Annotated in this window: 17 protein-coding genes and 1 riboswitch; of the genes, 3 read left to right on the top strand and 14 right to left on the bottom strand. The window is 61.1% G+C overall.

All coding sequences use genetic code 11. The features are described 5' to 3' along the window. Positions 1–143: 143 nt before the first annotated feature. Positions 144–1,829, bottom strand: coding sequence for a tryptophan halogenase family protein (locus tag AC2FML_RS08040; protein ID WP_496782723.1), 1,686 nt, complete (start codon positions 1,827–1,829; stop codon positions 144–146). Positions 1,830–2,068: 239 nt separating this feature from the next. Further along, positions 2,069–2,584: a hypothetical protein gene (locus tag AC2FML_RS08035; protein WP_170365353.1), complete on the bottom strand. Its 516-nt coding sequence runs from the start codon at positions 2,582–2,584 to the stop codon at positions 2,069–2,071. Between the two features lie 216 nt (positions 2,585–2,800). Here AC2FML_RS08035 and AC2FML_RS08030 point away from each other — a divergent pair, with 216 nt between their 5' ends. After that, entirely contained in the window at positions 2,801–3,280 is a 480-nt protein-coding gene (locus tag AC2FML_RS08030) for a YHS domain-containing (seleno)protein (protein WP_170357085.1), read from the top strand. 30 nt (positions 3,281–3,310) lie between these two features. Here AC2FML_RS08030 and cmk read toward each other — a convergent pair whose 3' ends face one another. The 10 genes from cmk to miaB form a co-directional block, all read right to left on the bottom strand. After that, positions 3,311–3,928 carry a (d)CMP kinase gene (gene cmk, locus AC2FML_RS08025; protein ID WP_170441552.1) on the bottom strand — a complete coding sequence of 206 codons (618 nt, stop codon included), beginning with the start codon at positions 3,926–3,928 and terminating at the stop codon, positions 3,311–3,313. Next, positions 3,925–5,271 carry a 3-phosphoshikimate 1-carboxyvinyltransferase gene (gene aroA, locus AC2FML_RS08020; RefSeq protein WP_496782721.1) on the bottom strand — a complete coding sequence of 449 codons (1,347 nt, stop codon included), beginning with the start codon at positions 5,269–5,271 and terminating at the stop codon, positions 3,925–3,927. The genes cmk and aroA overlap by 4 nt, the downstream gene beginning before the upstream one ends. A 68-nt stretch (positions 5,272–5,339) precedes the next feature. After that, positions 5,340–6,050, bottom strand: a complete 711-nt coding sequence (gene trmB / locus AC2FML_RS08015) for a tRNA (guanosine(46)-N7)-methyltransferase TrmB (protein ID WP_170441546.1) — start codon at positions 6,048–6,050, stop codon at positions 5,340–5,342. 127 nt (positions 6,051–6,177) lie between these two features. Next, entirely contained in the window at positions 6,178–7,359 is a 1,182-nt protein-coding gene (metK, locus tag AC2FML_RS08010; RefSeq protein WP_170434363.1) for a methionine adenosyltransferase, read from the bottom strand. 5 nt (positions 7,360–7,364) lie between these two features. Then, positions 7,365–7,413: riboswitch (SAM-SAH riboswitch) on the bottom strand. Between the two features lie 42 nt (positions 7,414–7,455). Next, positions 7,456–8,961, bottom strand: coding sequence for an apolipoprotein N-acyltransferase (gene lnt, locus AC2FML_RS08005; protein ID WP_496782719.1), 1,506 nt, complete (start codon positions 8,959–8,961; stop codon positions 7,456–7,458). Continuing rightward, the gene (locus AC2FML_RS08000) at positions 8,958–9,842 is read right to left on the bottom strand and encodes a hemolysin family protein (protein WP_170340440.1); all 885 of its coding nucleotides are present in this window, start codon (positions 9,840–9,842) and stop codon (positions 8,958–8,960) included. The genes lnt and AC2FML_RS08000 overlap by 4 nt, the downstream gene beginning before the upstream one ends. A 36-nt stretch (positions 9,843–9,878) precedes the next feature. Continuing rightward, the gene (ybeY, locus tag AC2FML_RS07995) at positions 9,879–10,373 is read right to left on the bottom strand and encodes an rRNA maturation RNase YbeY (RefSeq protein ID WP_170357078.1); all 495 of its coding nucleotides are present in this window, start codon (positions 10,371–10,373) and stop codon (positions 9,879–9,881) included. A 40-nt stretch (positions 10,374–10,413) separates the two neighbouring features. After that, a complete protein-coding gene (locus AC2FML_RS07990) occupies positions 10,414–11,436 on the bottom strand; it encodes a PhoH family protein (RefSeq protein WP_093964591.1) in 1,023 nt (340 codons plus the stop codon). A 164-nt stretch (positions 11,437–11,600) separates the two neighbouring features. Then, on the bottom strand, positions 11,601–12,365 hold the full coding sequence (locus AC2FML_RS07985) for an outer membrane protein (protein WP_496782717.1): 765 nt from the start codon (positions 12,363–12,365) through the stop codon (positions 11,601–11,603). A 183-nt stretch (positions 12,366–12,548) separates the two neighbouring features. Further along, positions 12,549–13,868, bottom strand: a complete 1,320-nt coding sequence (gene miaB / locus AC2FML_RS07980; protein WP_496782716.1) for a tRNA (N6-isopentenyl adenosine(37)-C2)-methylthiotransferase MiaB — start codon at positions 13,866–13,868, stop codon at positions 12,549–12,551. A 122-nt stretch (positions 13,869–13,990) separates the two neighbouring features. Here miaB and AC2FML_RS07975 point away from each other — a divergent pair, with 122 nt between their 5' ends. Beyond that, positions 13,991–14,854 carry a glycosyltransferase family 2 protein gene (locus AC2FML_RS07975; RefSeq protein WP_170339870.1) on the top strand — a complete coding sequence of 288 codons (864 nt, stop codon included), beginning with the start codon at positions 13,991–13,993 and terminating at the stop codon, positions 14,852–14,854. Positions 14,855–14,869: 15 nt separating this feature from the next. On the opposite strand, the gene AC2FML_RS07970 is transcribed toward AC2FML_RS07975, so the two are convergent. After that, positions 14,870–15,667 carry a phytanoyl-CoA dioxygenase family protein gene (locus AC2FML_RS07970; protein WP_496782715.1) on the bottom strand — a complete coding sequence of 266 codons (798 nt, stop codon included), beginning with the start codon at positions 15,665–15,667 and terminating at the stop codon, positions 14,870–14,872. 86 nt (positions 15,668–15,753) lie between these two features. Here AC2FML_RS07970 and AC2FML_RS07965 point away from each other — a divergent pair, with 86 nt between their 5' ends. Beyond that, positions 15,754–16,650: a LysR family transcriptional regulator gene (locus AC2FML_RS07965; RefSeq protein WP_496782714.1), complete on the top strand. Its 897-nt coding sequence runs from the start codon at positions 15,754–15,756 to the stop codon at positions 16,648–16,650. On the opposite strand, the gene irrA is transcribed toward AC2FML_RS07965, so the two are convergent. Next, entirely contained in the window at positions 16,651–17,070 is a 420-nt protein-coding gene (gene irrA, locus AC2FML_RS07960) for an iron response transcriptional regulator IrrA (protein WP_170364932.1), read from the bottom strand. It abuts the gene before it with no gap. Positions 17,071–17,089 lie beyond the last annotated feature (19 nt).

Below are 17,089 nucleotides of genomic sequence, written 5' to 3'. Positions count from 1 at the left end.
GGGAAACGTCCCAACTGGTATGTTATGTTATTACGTAACATTCTTTTGTTGCGCAACCCCGGATTGAGGTCAAAAAAGGCAGGGTTCTGCAACCCTGCCCTCAACCATTTCGAAGCTCTCAATATTAGCCGAAGCCGGGAGACCTAGAACAGTTGCAGGTCTTTCTTGCCGCTTTGAATCTCGGCCAGGTTCGGCATGTTCTGGATGACCACCTGTTCGGGCGCGGCACCCGGCATCGGAACGGTCGGCTGTGCCGCCTTGGCCATCGCAAAGGTGGGTTGCTTGAGCTCTCCGCGAATGTCGCGCAGAAGGGTTTTGTGATCCGGCATCGCTTTCAGGATCTGCGCAAGGTCCACTTTCGCGCCCTTCCACCATTGGAACCAGATGTCCTTCCGCAATGGTCGAATGCGATCACGAATTCCAGTGCCATACCCCGTGTCATAGACCTGCTTGCCCAGCAGAACCGTCTGATAGACGCGATGGTCAAACAGCGTTGCAAACTCGACATCGTGCTGCATCGGAAGGCGGTTTTTCCAAAGCTCGAGGTTTTCAGCAAGCCTGTCCGGCACCTTCATCTCGGTCCGCGCGTCGATCCAGTATTGATCATCGGTGCGATTGTTCAGCTTGTAATGCAGGCAAATGAAATCCAGCACTTCGTCATAGAGCTTGTTCATCTGACGATTGTACCTGTCCCTCAATGAGGGTTCGATATCGCGGGTCGGCAAATGCTCGGCGAACCAGCGCACAGCATGGTCGACCATATGGATCGCAGTGCTTTCAAGCGGCTCGATGAACCCACCGGCCAGCCCGATTGCAACGCAGTTCTTCACCCACGCATTGCGAACGCGCCCGATCCGCATGGGGATCACCCGCGGCGTCGCGCCTTTGCCGCTGTCACCCAGCCACTCCAGATATTCGTCCGCCGCTTGATCATCCGTCCGGTGCGCGGATGAATACACGTATCCCGTACCCACACGGTTGTAGAGAGGCACGCGCCATGTCCAACCAGCGCCAAGTGCAGTCGATCGCGTGACGCTTTCGATCTTCCGCGGATTGGGGTGCTCGATCTGCAACGCCATGGCACGGTCGTTCGGCAGATAGTCCGAATAATCCATGAACGGCTCGCCCAGTGCCTGATTGATGATCAGGCCGCGGAAACCGGTGCAGTCCACGACCATTTCAATATCGTGGCGGCCTGCACGCTCAAGCATCAGATGGCTGACATTACCCTGTTCATTCAACTCGACCGACTGCACCTCATCGCGGATATGTTCGACGCCACGCTGCGTACAGACCCTGGTCAGCATGCCTGCGAATTTTACGGCGTCCAGGTGATAGGCATAGCCAAACCGCTGCTCGAATTCGGGTTGCCCCAGAAGCCGCGCGCCCTTGCACAGCCGGGCCAGATCATCATGCGGCGAGATGGACTGAGTGAAATCCCGGTCCCCGTTGCCAAACCGAAGGAAGTATTCGGCAGCCTCGAGGCCCTCCAGCATCTGGCCATGGGCAAATGGGTTCACGTAGTCGATGCGCTTTCCCTTTGCGTCCTTGTTCCAGTTGCAGAATTTGACGCCCAGCTTGAACGAAGCATTGGTTTCGCGGAAAAAGTCTCGCTCGGAAATTCCAGCCTGACGGAGCGTGACTGGCATACGTGGCACGGTCGCTTCACCAACGCCGACCGTGGCGATGTTCGGGCTTTCGATCAGGCAGATCCGCGGACGGTCCTTGGGTGCTGACGTGCGCGAAAACACCATCTCGAGTAGCAGCGCCGTCATCCAGCCGGCCGTACCGCCACCCACGATGGTGATTTTTTGCAAACGATTATTCATGTTGTTCTGTCCCTGTTGGCTGTGAGGATTATGCGGCCGCCTGCCCGTTTTGCCGGGCCTCGGTGGCGACCTCCCCTTATCGCTGAGGGAAACTATAGCAGCTTTCAGGCATCCAGCTAGGGCCAATGGCGGCATCAAGTGGGCCCAAACGGGCGCCTTTGCCAAAGCAACGCATGGTCACGACCTGCTTCCCTTGTACTGAACGGCCAGCGATGATGGATGAGCCTTTCGAGGCAACCTCAGATGTCCTCGCCTTTCTTCAGAAGATCGTCGATCAGTTCGCGTTGCAGATCATGGCTGTCGCCACCGCCGAACTCGGCCGCACCCCCGGAATAGAGAGTGCCATAGGTCCGAGCGATATTGACGGTCTGCGCCAGGCCCGAGATCAGTTGATCCTTGTTCAGCCGTGACAGCGGGTGGATGAACACGGCCCACAAGGTTCCGTTGGCGATCGCATAGCGCGCGTCCAGCGTGCTGTCGAAATTGGCCTGCATCATGCGCTGCAAGTCTTCGGCCGAAAGCTCTGAGGTGCCGCTGATCGCAACCATCGCCCGCATCCGGTCTGCATGCACATCAGTAACAACCAGCACCGGCACATCGGAAATCGTCATGGTAAAGCCCGGACCCTGCGGCTCGGCATCGGGGTCGAGAGCAAAGATGATCTTGCCCAGTCTCTCGTAGGTCATCGGTGGCTCGGCTTCCTGTGCCAACGCATGGCCGGCCAACAAAACCCAAATCAAGGCAAATCGGATCATCCGTTCTCTCCACCATAGACGCGTTCAGCCTAAGCGGGGACTGATCAACTGGCCAAACACAGCTTGGTGAGCCGGTTTGGCAGACTCTCGGCAAGTGCGAACGATCTGCAAGGTTTTCCGTTCGCCCTGCGATTACGCGTCCGCACGCCCGCATTTATCTGTTCAACACGGGTCGGCGCGAGTGCCGGCCACAACTGAACACGAAAGGAACACACAATGAAATCTGTTGTACTCAGCGCCCTTGTCGCCGTCCTGCCGATGATCGCCGCACCGGCTTTTGCGGCGGATGAGATCAATGTTTCGAACGGGATCTCGGCCGGCGGTGCGCCGCTGGCTGCTCACGGGGTCGATCTGGTTGCGCTGGTCACCGACGGCAACCCGGTCGAAGGGTTCGCCACGCATTCGGCCACCTATGACGGCGCGTCATACTACTTCACCTCGGCCGAGAACCGCGAAGCTTTCGAGGCCAACCCCGAAGCATACCTGCCGCAGCACGGCGGCTTCTGCTCGTATGGTGTTTCCGTGGGCAAGAAGTTCGATGGCGATCCGGATCAGTACCTGCTGGCCGATGGCAAGCTGTACCTGTTTCTGAACGCGGCAACTCGCGCCAAGTTCCTCGAAGACGTGTCCGGCACCGCCAAGACCGCGGATGACCAGTGGGCGAATATCAAGTCGATTGCGGTCGGCGAACTGTAATCGGACTGTCGCCAAGCGCTGTCCGCGGTCTCACCTTGCCGCGGGCAGCTTTCCTTGAACAACCGCGACCGCCTTTTCCAGCGCGGCCTCGATGCTCAGGTTCGAAGTGTCCAGAATTACGGCATCGTCGGCCGGTTTCATCGGGGCCGTGCTGCGCTCGGCGTCCCGCGCGTCGCGCTCGCGGACATCGGCCAGAACCTGCGCGCGGGTTACATCCTCGCTTTTGTCTGCCAGTTCCAGATAGCGTCGCTCGGCGCGCACTTCAGGGCTGGCTGTGACGAACAGCTTCACTTCGGCCTCGGGGCAGATCACCGTGCCGATATCGCGCCCGTCCAGCACCGCGCCGCCGGCCCGCCGGGCAAAGCTGCGCTGGAAATCGACCAGAGCTGCGCGCACCTCGGGGATCACCGCCACTTTCGACGCCGCCTGCGCGATTTCGGCGGTGCGCAGGTCGCCCTGCTCCAACTCCTCGGCCGTCAGGGACCGCGCCGCCTCGACCGGGTCGGTGCCGCCCAACGTGCGTCGGCCGACCGCGCGATAGAGCAGCCCCGTATCCAGATGCGCCAGCCCAAAATGCGCAGCCACGGCCTTGGAGATCGTGCCCTTGCCCGCAGCGGCCGGGCCGTCGATGGCGACGGTAAAGCTCATGTGCGCTCGACCTTGGCACCCAGGCCCTTCATCAACGGCTCGAAGATCGGGAACGAGGTCGCGATGGGGCTGCCGTCATCGACCGAGACCGCCTGTTGCGCGCCCATGCCCATCACCATGAACGACATGGCGATGCGATGGTCCAGAAAGCTTTCGCAGGTGCCGCCGCCGGGAACGCCGCCGATGCCCAGCCCGTCGACCGACCACCAGTCATCGCCCTCGTCAACCGTGACGCCGTTGGCCCGCAAGCCACGCGCCATGGCGTCGATGCGGTCGCTTTCCTTGACGCGCAGTTCCTTGACGCCGCCCATCATCGTCTTACCGGTGGCGTTGGCCGCAACCACCGACAGCACCGGATATTCGTCGATCATCGAAGCCGCGCGTTCGGGCGGGACGTCGATGCCCTTCATGTCGGGCGAGTAACGCGCGCGCAGGTCGGCGACCGGCTCGCCGCCTTCCTCGCGCATATTCTCATAGGTCAGATCGGCGCCCATCTCGCGCAGCGTCGTGAACAGGCCGGCGCGCGTGGGGTTCAGGCCGATGCCCGGCACCAGAACGTCCGATCCCGGCGAGATCAGCGCCGCGCAGACCGGGAAGGCCGCGCTGGAGGGATCGCGCGGTACGGCGATCACCTGTGGTTTCAACTCAGGCCGGCCGGTCAGGGTGATGACCCGGCCTTCGTCGGTGTCCTCGACGGTGATTTCGGCGCCGAACCCTGCCAGCATCCGTTCGGAATGGTCTCGGGTGGCTTCCTTCTCGATCACCACGGTCTTGCCGGGCGCGTTCAGGCCGGCCAGCAGAACGGCGGATTTTACCTGAGCCGAGGGCACCGGCACTTCGTACCAGATCGGCACCGGATCGGCCGCGCCGACGATGGTCATGGGCAGGCGTCCGCCCGAGCGGCCCACGGCCTGCGCCCCGAACAACGCCAACGGATCGGTCACCCGCGCCATCGGGCGTTTGTTCAGGCTGGCATCGCCGGTGAAGGTCGCGCTGATCGGGCTGGTCGCCATCGCGCCCATGATCAGGCGCACGCCCGTGCCCGAGTTGCCGCAGTCGATCACCTGATCCGGCTCGGCAAAGCCGCCCACGCCGACGCCATGCACCGTCCATTCGCCATTCCCGTGCGAGATCACCTCGGCCCCGAAGGCGCGCATCGCCTTGGCGGTGTCCAGAACGTCTTCGCCTTCCAGCAGGCCCGAGATCCGGGTCTCGCCCACGGCCATCGCCCCAAGGATCAGAGAGCGGTGCGAAATCGACTTGTCGCCCGGCACTTCGGCTGTGCCGGTCAGCGGGCCGCAGGGATGCGAGGTCATCGGGATGGGCGTGCCGTGTCCGGACATGAGGGCTCCTTTTGCGCTATCAGTGCCCCTGCCGATTAGCGAATTGGCGCCGCAGCGTCCAGCCGCAATCACCCGTTGCGGCGGAAGGTCAGGTAGTGCGGCGTGCGGCCTTCACGCAGGGCCTTCTGCTCGTAGCGGGTAGAAATCCAGTCGTCCCACGGCTTGCGCCAATCCTCGGGGCCCTCGGCCAGCCATTCGAAACCGGCGCGGGGCACCTCCTCGAGCGTCTGGCGGACATAGTCCGGGATGTCGGTCGCCACGCGGAAAATCGCGCCGGGTTTCAGCACACGCGCCAGCGGGTCCAGATGCTCGGGCGTCACGAAGCGGCGGCGGTGGTGCCGCTTTTTGGGCCACGGATCGGGATAGAGCAGAAACGCGCGCGAGATACTGGCATCGGGCAGCACGTCGAACAGGTCGCGCACATCGCCGGGATGTACCGCCAGGTTGGTCACTTCGGCCCGGCGGATCTTGCCCAATAGCATGGCCACGCCGTTGATGAACGGCTCGGCCCCTATGATGCCGATATCGGGGTTCTGCTGCGCCTGATGCACCAGATGCTCACCACCGCCGAACCCGACCTCAAGCCATACCGGCTTGCCGCCGAACAGCGGGTCCAGGTCGATCGGGGTGCGGTCGGGGTTGCTGTCCCAATCCACCGCGCCCGGCGACAGGGCGGCCAGGTCCTCGGACAGATAGGTCTTTTGGCTGGGCTTCAGGGTCTTGCCCTTGAAGCGGCCATAGAAGTTTCTGCGGGGGCGTTCGGGTGACTGGGTGCTCATGCCGGTGCCCTTACTGCGGTGGGGTTTGCGTTGCAAGGGGAGGGCCGTGCCGGAGGGGCGACCTTCGAAACGAAAAAGGCGCGCCACATCGGACGCGCCTTGCCGTGTTTGATTTCCCGGTGCTGGCTCAGACAGCCTTTTTCAAGGCCTCAACCAGATCGGTCCGTTCCCAGCTGAAGCCGCCGTCCGCATCCGGCTCGCGCCCGAAGTGCCCATAGGCCGCCGTGCGCTGGTAGATCGGCTTGTTCAGCTGCAGGTGTTCGCGGATGCCGCGCGGGGTCAGGTCCATCACCTGTCCGACCGCCTTCTCGATCTCGGCGTCGGCAACCTGTCCGGTGCCGTGGGTGTCAGCGTAGATCGAAAGCGGCTTGGAAACGCCGATCGCATAGCTCAGCTGGATCGTGCAACGCTCGGCCATGCCGGCGGCCACGACGTTCTTCGCCAGATACCGCGCGGCATAGGCCGCCGACCGGTCGACCTTGGTCGGGTCCTTGCCCGAGAACGCCCCGCCGCCGTGCGGGGCCGCACCGCCATATGTGTCGACGATGATCTTGCGTCCGGTCAGACCAGCATCCCCGTCCGGGCCGCCGATGACGAACTTGCCGGTAGGGTTCACATGCCATTCCGTCTGGTCGCTCAGCCAGCCATCGGGCAGAGATTCGCGGATGTAGGGCTCGACGATCTGGCGAATATCGTCCGAGGTCAGCGCCTCATCCAGATGCTGGGTAGACAGCACGACCGAACTGACACCGACTGGCCGCCCGTCACGATAGATCACCGACAGCTGCGATTTGGCATCGGGACCCAGAGCGGGCTCAGACCCGCTCTTGCGCACCTCAGCCAGACGGCGCAGGATGGCGTGTGCATATTGGATCGGAGCCGGCATCAGGGCTGGGGTTTCGGTAGTGGCATATCCAAACATGATGCCCTGGTCACCGGCGCCTTCATCCTTGTCAGCAGACGCATCGACCCCTTGGGCGATGTGCGCGGACTGCTCGTGCAGCAGGTTCGTCACCTCGACCGTTTCGTGGTGGAACTTGTCCTGCTCGTATCCGATGTCTTTTATGCAAGCGCGGGCGATCTCTTCGATCTTGCCCATATAGTCGTGCAGTTTTTCCTGATCCGACAGACCGACCTCGCCGCCGATGACCACCCGATCGGTGGTGGCAAAGGTTTCGCACGCGACGCGCGCTTCGGGCTCTTCGTTCAGAAAGGCATCCAGGACCGCATCTGAAATTCGGTCGCACACCTTGTCGGGATGCCCTTCGGAAACGGATTCCGAAGTGAAAATGTAGTTCTGTCGGGACATGAAAGCGCTCCATTAAGATTTCCCCGTCACGCCAGGAAGCCGTTGTGACAGGCATTCGACGGGATACGCCCGAAGAAACAGGGGGTCAATCGGTAATTATGCCCTGCCAAACCGAACGTTGCGCCCAAACAGCAGCAGAAGCACCAACAATAGCCCAAGCGTCAGCCCGTCGCCGGTTCGCGCATACAGTGTCGGAGGCAACGGCGCCGGAAGATGAGCATCCACGAAACCCGCCTGTCCCAAAGGCAGGGAGGCGATTACGTTGCCATAGGGATCGACCATCGCCGAAACACCGGTATTTGCCGACCGCGCCAGCGGCAGACCCTGTTCGATGGCCCGCATCCTTGCCTGCGCCAGATGCTGGAATGGTCCTGTGCGGGTCCCGAACCAGGCATCATTGGTTATCTGCAGAAGGAAATCCGGACGCTGCGGTGCCGCCGAGACATCCTGCGGAAAGATCGCCTCGTAGCAGATCAGCGGCAGCGCCAGACCCAGCTTGCCGGCGTTCAGCATCGCCGCTCCGGGCCCGGCACTGAATCCGCTTCCGGTGGTCGCGGCCATACCGTGTATTCCGAACCTGTCCATCAGATCGCCAAGGGGAACATACTCGCCGAAGGGCACCAGATGATGCTTGTCGTACAGGCCGGTCTGACGCCCCTGCTCGTCGAGGTAGATCATCGAGTTGTAGATGCGCGGCCCGTCTCCGCGTTGGATACCGAGGATGACGGGCGTTCCCGGAGCGGCCTCGGCAATCGCTTCCAGATAGGGACCCGCGCTGCCCAGCCACGCCGGAACCGATGTCTCGGGCCATACGATCAGGTCGGGGCGCGGATCGGCGGCAGTGAATTCAATCTGTCGAGCAAAAAACAGCGGGGCAAAAGAAGGGTCCCATTTCTGCTCTTGCGGCGCGTTGGGCTGGACCAGACGAACAATATGACCGGTCTCTGCAACCCTCGGGCGGTTGCTGGCTTGAACCAGCGCCAAACCGGCAAAGATGCCAACTGCCACGACGGGCCAAAGAAACGCCTTGCCGTTGCGAGGACCGGCGACGGCAGCGCCCAACGGCAGGGCAAGCAAAAAGGTCGCGGCCCCAAGGCCATATGGACCAACCCATGCCAACAGTATCCCGGCCGGGGCATCCACCCAAATCTGTGCCATTCCCGCCCAAGGAAACCCGGTCAGAACGTAGCCGCGCGCCATTTCAACCAGCGACAGGGTCAGGGCCAGAACGATGACCTTCCGCGGCCCCACCTCTCGGGTTCCGCGCGCGAGCCAAAAAGCAAACGCCCAGAACAAGGCCAAGCCAGCAGCCATGAACACAAGCGCAAAAGGGGCCATCCAGGCATAACGCTCAGCGTCGATCTGAAAGGGCTCGATGATCCAGCTCAGGGCATTGGCGAAGTAACCGGTTGCGAAAGCCCAGCCCACCCATGCCGCGCGAGCGCGCGTGGCACTGGCCAGAAACAACGGCGCGACGGATGCAAGCGCAATGCAGGTGATTATCCAATAGCCATACGGCGCCAAGCCAAAGGCCGCCAACGCGCCGAGTATCGCGGCCAGTACCACGCGCAGCCAATGCGGCCACCGCAAGGCAGGATTCATGCAGCCATATCCGGCAGCATCACCCGCAGGCGCTTGATGCGCCGCGGATCCGCGTCGATAACCTCGAACTCGGGGCCTTCGGGGTGCAAAACCACCTCACCGCGAGCTGGAACCCGCCCAGAAAGCATGAAGACCAGCCCGCCCAGGGTCTCGATCTCTTCCTCGTCCACATCCTCGTGGCTGGTCAGCGACCGGCCGATTTCGGCCTCGAAGTCCTCAAGCGGCGCCTTGGCCTGAACGATATAGCACCCGGGCTTTTCTTGCACCCACAGCTGATTTTCGTCGGCGTCATGCTCATCGGCGATTTCTCCGACGACCTGTTCGATCAGATCTTCAATCGTGACAAGCCCGTCGACGCCACCATATTCATCGATCACCAACGCCATGTGGCGACGCTCGGTCTGCATCTTGGTCAGCAAAACACCGATCGGCATCGAAGGCGGGACAAACAGCAACGGGCGGAGCATCGAGATCAGATCGAATTCCGCCGATCCACCGTTGAACCCATGCGTCAGGGCAAAATCCTTGAGGTGAACAAAGCCCAGCGGCGTGTCCAGCGTCCCCTCGTAGACCGGTATTCGGGACAGACCGCTATCCCGGAAGACCTGGGCCAGTTCCTCTTTGGTGATGGTCGAAGGCACGGACACGATGTCGGCGGAAGGAATTGCCACATCCTCGATCCGCATGCGCCGCAGATTGATCATGCCGCGTGGCTGAGGGGTCACGGCCTCATTCCCGTTCACGACGACTTCGGCGTCATCCTCGGCGGAAGAAAAAGCATCAAGAATACGAGAGAAAAGCCCGCTTTTCTCTTTGGTTTCATCGCTGCTCTGCGAGTGCGCGCTCTGCGCCGCTCCAGAACTGCCGTCAATATCGCCCATTTTCCTGTTCCAATAGATCGGGCACCAAGGCCCACATTACCCATTATATGGGTCATCAATACCCAATTTGCCAAGTATCTCGACCTCGGCACGTTCCATCAAAGTGGCGTCAAGGTCACGAATGTGATCATACCCCAGTAAATGCAACACTCCGTGAACCAGCAAATGGGTCACGTGGTCATCCATGGATTTCCCGGCCTCCTGAGCCTCGCGCCAGCAAGTGTCATACGAAATCGCGATGTCACCAAGCGCGATGTCACCCGTGAAATCCGGCTGGGGCACCAGCGGAGTGCCGCCGGGCTGATCCGCAGCAAGGTCCTCGGCGGGCCAGCTCAGCACATTCGTCGGCGCAGGCTTTTCACGAAATTCAGCGTTCAACTCGGCAATCCGGGCGTCGTCGCAGCCCAGAACGCTGACTTCGCACAAATCGGCATCCACACCGCAATGCGCCAGCGTCGCGGCCACGGCCTTGCGCGCCAACGGCTCAATACCCTGCCAACGCGGGTCTTCGATCGTGATTTCCAAGTTCATCTCGTGACGCTCCGAGGCCGATTTGCCCAGGTCCGACGGTTCAACCCGTTTCCCGGCCCGAGTCGGCCTCATACGCCTCGATGATCGCTGCGACAAGCGGATGGCGCACCACGTCCTTGGATGTGAAGTAGTTGAAGCTGATATTCGGGATCGTCTTCAGCAGCCGCTCGGCATCCGCAAGCCCCGAAGCCACGCCGCGCGGCAGATCCACCTGCGATCGGTCGCCGGTGATCACCATCCGGCTACCCTCGCCCAAGCGCGTCAGGAACATCTTCATCTGCATCGTCGTGGCGTTCTGGGCCTCGTCCAATACAACGAAGGCGTTGGCCAGTGTCCGCCCGCGCATGAACGCCAGCGGGGCGATTTCGATCCGCTTCTCCTCGATCAGCTTGGCCAATTGCTTGCCTGGCAGAAAGTCATTCAACGCGTCGTATAGCGGCTGCATATACGGATCGACCTTGTCCTTCATGTCACCAGGCAGGTAACCCAGCTTTTCGCCGGCTTCGACGGCTGGGCGGCTGAGGATGATTCGATCCACGTGTCCGCCGATGAACATCGACACACCCACGGCCACGGCAAGGTAGGTCTTGCCCGTTCCCGCCGGGCCGATGCCAAAGGCGAGTTCGTTGTTGAACAGCGACTGCACATAAGCCTTTTGCGCGTCAGTACGGGGTTCGACCAGCTTTTTGCGGGTCTTGATTTCGACAGTTCCCCCCTTGAACATTTCAAGCTGGTCGCCATCACGCGAGCCGGTTCCGGCCTCGGAATTGCCCATCCGCAATTCGCGATCAACGTCAGCAGCTTCGACGTCGCGCCCGCCTTCCAGCCGGGTGTAGAGAGCCTGCAAAACCTCGATCGCCTGCTTCTGAAGCTCGTCTTCGCCCATGACGACCAGTTGGTTGCCGCGGCGCACGATCTGAACGGACAGTTTCCGCTCGATCTCGGCCAGATTGCGGTCGTATTCGCCGCAAAGATCAATCAACAATCGGTTGTCAGGGAATTCAACAAACGCCTCGTTCGCGGGCATTTCATCTTGCGGTGGGGTAAGGGCACCGATGGCCAATCCGTTCTCCTGTCTTGGCGTTGTCACCCCAAGCGTAGACAACAAGAGTCGGTCGGCGCAAGCCACAGATTCAAAAATCTGAGCAACTGATCGCAAATCGGTCAGGCGGAAAGGAATTCACGGCCCGGCGCAATGAAATCTCAGGCCGGAATCCGCCCTTGGGATCAGAACTTGTAGTTCAACCCGACGCGAATCCCCTGGTAGCTGGGCGTGGATTTGGTCGAGAACCCCGAGCCAAAATCGACGACCCTCGACTGGAACTGCACATATTCGAATTCGCCGGTGACGGACCAATTGTCGTTCAATTGATGCTCGGCCCCGATGCTTGCAAGGAATCCGTTGCGTCGGTCATCGCTTGCGAAAGGCTGAGTGGTGCCGCCGCTGGACAGGCTGTTGGTCGTTTCAATTTCACCCTGAACGAACCCGACGGTAACGAAATACAGAACCGAACCGCTGGGGTTGGTCAGCCCGTTCTTGAACCGCAACGATAGCACATCCGATATCTCAGAACCGCCCTGAACGGTCGTGGTGCCTATCTGCGTGGTGACACTGTCATCCAGCGAAGCGAAATCGTACCCGATCTCGAACCCGTAGACGTAATCGCGCCCGCCACGCGCAGGCAGAACACCGCGCCAACCGCCCCGTATTCCGCCATAGGCACCGCTCAGGTCAAGTTTGCCGATAGGAAAGGTGCCCGCATTGGTGGCCAGCCCGAACTGGTCTGTTCCGCCTGATCCATACCCGGCGCTGAACCCCAGATAGAAGGCGCTGACGTCTTTGGAATAGCGCTCCGGCCCCAACACGACCGGATCGGAAACGGCGCCGTCCAAATCCCCCGCATGAGTGGGAATACCTGCGCTGGCGGCCAGCAATAGGCCGGCCAGAACACGGCCCACCCCTGTTTGTCGAATACCTGCCTGACGTGTCACTCGTACCCTCCATTGCGGCGCCCGGGCGACCCGAAGCCCCACCGATGTAAAGCCCGAAGGCCACTGGAAACACGGCCCCGAGAATTCTGGCTATTCTCCGACCATAGTTCCAAGCGATAAATCAAGGGTAAATTTTGGAAACAACCGCCACGAGTATTGCGTGAGCGGTGAACCGCAGCGCTGTCACAGCACCTCGCCGGCCAGTGAATTGGCGCCCGAGGCCGTGATCCGGACGTTGCGAAAATCTCCCGCCGAAAGATCGGCTCCGGAAACGTGGACAGCATGCAGATACTCGGACTTGCCCACCATCTGTCCGGCCAGACGCCCGGGTTTCTCAAACAGAACCCGGACTGTCCGATCAACCATCGCATCCTGGATCTCGCGCTGGTGCCGGGTGATCAGAGCCTGCAAGCGTTGCAGTCGGTCGTCAGCTTCCTGCGGATCGACCTGCGGACGCTCGGCCGCAGGCGTGCCCGGCCGGGTCGAATACTTGAAGGAATACGCATAGCCATAGCGGACCTGCTCGACCAGATCCAACGTGGCCTGGAAATCCTCTTCGGTTTCTTCGGGGAAGCCTACGATGAAATCTCCCGACATCAGGATATCGGGGCGCGCTTCGCGGATCCGCTCGATCAGACGCAGATAGCTTTCGGCCGTGTGGCTGCGGTTCATCCGCTTGAGGATCTTGTCCGACCCCGACTGCACCGGCAGGTGCAGATAGGGCATCAGCTTTTCGCAGGTGCCGTGCGCCTCGATCAGGTCGTCGGTCATGTCGTTGGGATGCGAGGTGGTGAACCGGATGCGCTCCAGCCCGTCGATCTTGTTCAATTCCCAGATCAGCCCGGCCAAAGTCATGTCGCCATCGGGGCCGGCCCCGTGATAGGCGTTGACGTTCTGGCCCAGTAGCGTGATCTCGCGCACGCCGCGCTCGACCAGGTCCTGCGCCTCGCGCAGGATGCGGTCGGCGGGGCGGCTGACCTCGGCCCCCCGGGTATAGGGCACGACGCAGAAGGCGCAGAACTTGTCACAGCCTTCCTGCACAGTCAGAAACGCCGTCGGGCCGCGTTTGGCCTTGGGACGGTTCTTGAGTTTCTCGAACTTGTCCTCTTCGGGGAAATCGGTATCCAACGCCTTTTCGCCCGCACGCGCCTTGGCCTCCAACTCGGGCAGGCGGTGGTAGCTTTGCGGGCCGACGACCAGATCGACCAGCGGCTGCCGACGCATGATCTCTTCGCCCTCGGCCTGCGCCACACAACCGGCCACGCCGATCTTCAGATCGGGCTTTTCGGCCTTCAACCCCTTGAACCGGCCCAGTTCGGAATACACCTTCTCGGCCGCCTTTTCGCGGATGTGGCAGGTGTTCAGCAGGATCATGTCCGCATCTTCGGGCGACTGCGTTTCCACATAGCCCTGCCCGCCCAACGCCTCGGACATGCGTTCGCTGTCATAGACGTTCATCTGACAGCCATAGGTCTTGATATACAGCTTTTTCGGTTCGGACATGGGCTGGGCCTTTTGCGTTCGCTGGATCGGCGTCGTCTATACGCATCGAACGCCGCTTGCAATGCTGGCGCAATTACCCGAATTTGACGGGTATTTCCAGCAAGGCAGGCTACAAGCGGGCAATGAAATACGAATCCCTCGACCACTTTCTGAAATCGGGCCGGGCAGCGTTGACCAAGGGGCCGGTCGCATTGGTTTTTGCCGAAGACGATGTCGAGCTTGATGGGACCTTGCGCCATCACTTGGACTTGGGGTTCAAATCCGTGATCGTATTTGCACCGGCCCAGTTTTCGATCCTGCCTGAAATCTTGGACCGGGTGCACCGGGTCACGATGCGCTGCTCGCCCAGAAACGTGGTGTTCGACACCATAAATCGCGTCATTCAGGCGGCGCCAAACATCTGGCTGTACTACTGCTACAACTCGGAATACCTGTTCTTTCCGTTCTGTGAAACGCGCACGGTCGCAGAGATGCTGGCCTTTCACGCCGAGGAGCGGCGCGACGCGATGCTCTGCCACGTGATCGACATCTACGCCGACGACCTGTCCGCCTATCCCAACGGCGTGGCCCCGGATCATGCGATGCTGGACAGCACTGGATATTATGCTCATTCCCGGCACGACCGATCGGGACAACCGCTGGAGCGTCAATTGGATATGTCGGGTGGCCTGCGTTGGCGGTTCGAGGATCACATCCCGTATGAACGGCGCCGGATCGACCGGATCGCGCTGTTCAAAAGCTGCAAGGGTCTGACCCTCCAACCCGATCACACCTTTAACGAGCCCGAGTACAACACCTATGCCTGTCCCTGGCATCACAACCTGACGGCCGCAATCTGTTCGTTCCGCGCCGCCAAAGCGCTGAAAAGCAACGCGGGATCGACCTTTGATATTCCCAGTTTCCGCTGCCCGTCCTCGGTTCCTTTCCAATGGAACTCGCACCAGTTGCTGGACCTTGGCCTGATGGAACCTGGCCAGTGGTTCTGAGCGGGCCGGAACGGCTCAGCGATTGAGCAGAACCGGGAACCAGTCCTCGCGCAATCGTTGTCCAGCCCGCATGTCATGCCCCGGAAACGGCGGCGACGTCCGGCCCGGACGCTCGACATACCGGGCGTCATCCCCGACCAGCCGCAGCGAGAAGGCGCGGCGCCGGCTGTTCGACTGGTTTCCTCGGGCACCATGCAGGGTTCGAAAGTTGAAGGCGACCGCATCGCCGGGTTCCATGTCGAACTCAACGATCCGCATCCCTTCGGCCACGGGGTCTGGTACCGCGATGTACTGGCCCTCGTCAGGAAAGAAACCCTCCTCCGAAACCCAGCGCGTCGGCAACACTTCCTTTTCCCACAGGTGAGACCCCGCCACGCAACGCAGAGTCGCCTGCGTCACCGGGTCGAGCGGCGACCAGAAGCTTATCGTCTGACGCCCTTCCACAAAATAATAGGGCCCATCCTGATGCCAGGGCGTGGCCATCGAGGTGCCGGGCTCCTTTACCAGAACGTGGTCGTGGAACATCTGGACCGAACGGGACTCCATCAGGTCGGCAGCGACCTCGGCAACCGGCGAGGCTTGAATGACCTGCCGAAACTCGGGGATGCGCGACCAGTTGCAGTAGTCGTCAAAGAAACGGCCGGTTTCGCCTTCTTTCTTGTTTTCCGACGCATATGGCCCGGGATCAGCCATGTTGCGTGCCACCCCTTCCCGCAAGGCATCGACGTGATCGGCGAACAGGCCCTTGACCAGAACAACCCCGTCATTGCGATAGGTCTCGATCGTCTCCGGTGAAACAAGAGGGTGTGGCATGTCGGTCTCCGTCATTTGCTGAGACCGATTTGCACATGTCCGGCACCCCTGTTCAAATCATATCTTTCAAAATAAGCATTAACTCCATGTTATATATCACCTTGCGCCAGTACGAATATGTTTGCGCCATTGGGCGACACGGAAGCCTGTCCGCCGCGGCACAGCACCTGAACGTTTCGCAACCTGCGCTTTCAAACGCGCTGACCCGGGTCGAAGAACACTTGGGCCACCCACTGTTCTCGCGCCGACGCGGCGCGGCAATGTCGCTGACGCCTCAGGGGCGCAAGTTCATCGACAAGGCCGAAGCCTTGCTAACGAGCGCCGCCCAGATCGAAAAGGCGGAAGCCCTGGTTGCCGGAACAAGCCGTTTGAAGTTGGGTTGCTTTGTGGATCTTGCGCCGTTCCTGCTGGCGCGGGCAATGCAGACGATCAGGGACGCCCTTCCCGATATCGTTCTGACCCACGGGGTAGACACTTTCGAAGGCTTGATCAGCGGATTGACCGACGGCCGTTTCGATCTGGCGCTCACCTATGATCTGGGCCTCGATGCCGGTTTCTCACGCCACAAGCTGCTGGACAGTACGCCAAACGCGCTGGTCAATCCTGCGCACCCTTTGGCCGGGCAAGGCAGCGTTTCACTTGCCGAGCTTGAGCAATACCCGCTCATCCTGTCCAAAGAAGGTCTGTCAGCGCAGCATGTCCTGGGCTTGTTCCGGCGTCATGGGCTGCACCCCAGCGTGTCCTACCGCGCGGAATCGCTCGAGATCCAACGCAGTCTTGCGGCCCATGGTGAAGGGGTGGGCATCAGCTATGCCAGTCCGCAAAACGGCCTCAGCTATGATCGGATGCCGCTGCTGAGCCTGCCGATCAGCGACCCCGATGCAACCGAGGCCGTGATTCTGGCTCGTCACGGCACCGGCCCTGCGGACACGACAGTCGCCGCTGCTGAACAGGCTCTAGTTAGGTCGCTTGGGAAACTGTGATCAGCGCTTTTTGCGCAGCCGGATGACAACGTCCACCGACGCGATCTCGACCCCGGCCGGTGCTTCGGGCAGACGCTGGATAACCAGTTGGTCGGACGGCGCATCGCTCAGGCGGCCCTCGTCCTCCCAGAAGAAATGCGGGTGGTCATGGGTGTTGGTGTCGAAATAGCTTTTTGAGCCGTCCACGGTGATTTCCTGCAGAACGCCGGCATCGCAGAAGGCGCGCAGGGTATTGTAGACCGTTGCAAGGGAAACGGCATCGCCCTTGTTCTTGGCCGACTCGAACAGGCTTTCGGCGGTGACATGTCGGTGGCGGCCATCGCCCACCAGCAATTCGGCCAAGGCAACACGCTGGCGCGTCGGGCGCAGCCCGGCGTCAACCAACCAGTTCGTAGCGATGTCCCGGCTTTGAGCTGTCATGAAACCATTACCCAATTTC

It is taken from the genome of Ruegeria sp. BHSC029, assembly GCF_059613085.1.
This window is presented reverse-complemented; position numbering and strand designations above follow the sequence as displayed.